The following is a 2,364-nucleotide window of genomic DNA, read 5'->3' as shown; positions in this document are numbered from 1 at the left end:
AATAGTATATTTTCTATACATTAATTTCTGTAATTCTATTTTCTCCAGAACCCAGTGTTTCAAAATTAATATATCCTTTGCTTTTCATTTTTTTTATAAGATTCATAAATGTTTTATATTCTGTTTTTGAAACCTGAAAGCTTGGATCAATCTCTTTCATTTTTGAGTTAGCGGTTGAAACATTAGTAGGGAGGCTGCTTTGATTCATATTTTTTATAGCTGATACAAAGAGCTTTTCAATACTATCTTCTATTTTGATTTTTTCTTTACTCGTAAAATCTTCTAGAAAGAGCAAATTATCAAATGATTTTGCAAGTATTGCTCTATCTTTGTCTTTCCTTTTACATACCAACCACACCTCTTTTCCATATTTCCTGAGTTTATCTCCTATGACTGTGAAATCAGAGTCACTAGTAAAGAAGCAATAGCGATCTATGCTTGGGTTACCAAGATATAAAGATTCAAAAGCATCAATACTTAGAAGAAGATCTGCTCGATTTTTTTCGTTACCAATCTTGGGAGTATCAATAATATTGAAGTTATGCTCTACAATCTGATTCTTTAGATCTTTTTTTGCATTAATTTGATTTCCATACGCTGATTTAATTACAAAAATGCAATTTAAATCTTCGTCAGAAAGTAACAATGAATTCATTACTTCATCTAATAAAAAGTCTACAGAGGCGATACTTTCCATATCAATGTAGACAGCTATATTAAAGTTTTGTTTTTTCAAACATACCATCCTTGTTTGTCTCTGTTGTTGTTCCTTTAACCATTTCCTTTGCTTCAGAAATGGCTTCTTTGGGTGTAAGTATATTAAACCCTATAGTGATAACTGCAACCAAGCCTATACTTAGAATAATTGTACTTGTTATATCTTTGAATTTTAGATAAGCACTGAAGACGGATAAGTTAGCAGCAAATAGGCTACCATCAAGCAATAGCTTTTCTATTTTTGCAGAATGATCAATTATAGAGTTCGCTAAAACTAAGCAAAAGAATACTATAAGAAAAAAAGTTAAACAGATAATAGGCCAGTCCACTGTTTTTAAATTATTTGAAGGAGCTACTGTTGTTTTTAATTTTTTTGAAGGAGCTACTGTTGCTGAAATAAGTCCTGTATTAAATCCATGATTCATCGATTCATCTTGGAATTTTTGTATTGTTCTCACATCTTCGGCAGTTTTGGAGATTTGTGCTATTGTCATTTTTTCAAAAGACGACATTATTTGCCTCCCTGCGATGTGGACACCACCCGAAGAACATCCTCTTGCACTGTAGTGCCGCTCCATAGAGGCGGAGAATCATCTCCTTTAATCAGAAGTAGCCTATTCCCTTCCATACAGATGTTGGTTCCACCAAATGTAATATTTTCAATATCACCTGCGACAAAACGTTGAGGTATTGATGATAGAACAGAGCCAACAGTGGCCTTAATTGGTGCGATTGTCTCTGATTTATCTCCTTCATAATTAAAGATAAATTCAAATATAGCCCCTGGCCCTTCAACAGGATAAATAGTGGTTTTAATTGAAACGTTAGGAGCTAAGAAGCGATCTATATTTCTAGTAAATAGCTCAACGTATTTCTTTAATTTTGTACTTTTTTTCATTTATAGCTGAGTGCAACATAGGAAGTATTATTATAAAGTAGGATATCTTCTATTTTTTTAAGCTCAGTTGTCAAAATTACCTTAAATAGATCAGCTCTATTTCTTACTTATAGTATTAATAGATCCTTTAGATGAAACAGAGAAGACTATCTTTACAACCTTCTTACCTAATTTTCGTTCAGCATAGGACACATTTATATCAGTATGTACATTTATTTCTGAAATACACTTGTCTAGTAAACGTTTAAAATCCGCATATAGAGCATATCTATTCTCTAGGCCCAGAATTAACTTAAGCTTTACTAGCTCAATCTCAAGTCTCCATTGTGCACGATCGTGCGCTACACTTTTACATAGTTCATATAGCCGTATTGAATGGGGACTATTTAAAAGCCTAATATGGCATAAGTCATATGAGATGAAATGAGATTTCATTTTAGAAATATGAGGTATTATCTCTTCATTAAAGTTAATGTATAGTTCATCACTGCATTCAAAATCGATTTTATCTACCCATCGTATTGGTATTTGATCATATTCAGGCAAGATAACTTCTTTGTGACCTAGACTTCCTTGTATATCCTTAAATTGTTTTAAGCCCTCTTTCCTTGATATTCCATATTCAAGAATATATCTATCTAGTTTAACTGTACATTTAGTTTCCGGTTTTATAAATTTTTCATAATATATGCTTCCTATACACATATTTAATAATCTTTGCTCAATTAATGAAAAACTATAGCTAGATC

Annotated in this window: 4 protein-coding genes; all 4 read right to left on the bottom strand. The window is 31.7% G+C overall.

Annotated elements, in window-relative coordinates:
- Positions 1-13: 13 nt before the first annotated feature.
- Entirely contained in the window at positions 14-736 is a 723-nt protein-coding gene (locus IT781_RS21650; RefSeq protein WP_228779349.1) for an NYN domain-containing protein, read from the bottom strand.
- Positions 717-1,229 carry a hypothetical protein gene (locus IT781_RS21645; protein WP_194972247.1) on the bottom strand — a complete coding sequence of 171 codons (513 nt, stop codon included), beginning with the start codon at positions 1,227-1,229 and terminating at the stop codon, positions 717-719. The genes IT781_RS21650 and IT781_RS21645 overlap by 20 nt, the downstream gene beginning before the upstream one ends.
- On the bottom strand, positions 1,229-1,615 hold the full coding sequence (locus tag IT781_RS21640; RefSeq protein ID WP_194972246.1) for a hypothetical protein: 387 nt from the start codon (positions 1,613-1,615) through the stop codon (positions 1,229-1,231). The genes IT781_RS21645 and IT781_RS21640 overlap by 1 nt, the downstream gene beginning before the upstream one ends.
- A 96-nt stretch (positions 1,616-1,711) precedes the next feature.
- Positions 1,712-2,364, bottom strand: a 653-nt coding sequence (locus IT781_RS21635; RefSeq protein WP_194972245.1) for a replication initiation protein, incomplete at its 5' end; no start/stop codon positions are given.

Source organism: Methylobacter sp. BlB1 (assembly GCF_015476545.1).
Lineage (GTDB): Bacteria > Pseudomonadota > Gammaproteobacteria > Methylococcales > Methylomonadaceae > Methylobacter.
The sequence above is the reverse complement of the archived record's forward strand: the minus strand, read 5'-3'. Positions and strand labels throughout refer to the sequence as shown.

Coding starts and splice junctions, on each gene's coding strand:
- IT781_RS21645 (WP_194972247.1), bottom strand. CDS start 1,229: ATGTCGTCTTTTGAAAAAATGACAATAGCACAAATCTCCAAAACTGCC.
- IT781_RS21640 (WP_194972246.1), bottom strand. CDS start 1,615: ATGAAAAAAAGTACAAAATTAAAGAAATACGTTGAGCTATTTACTAGA.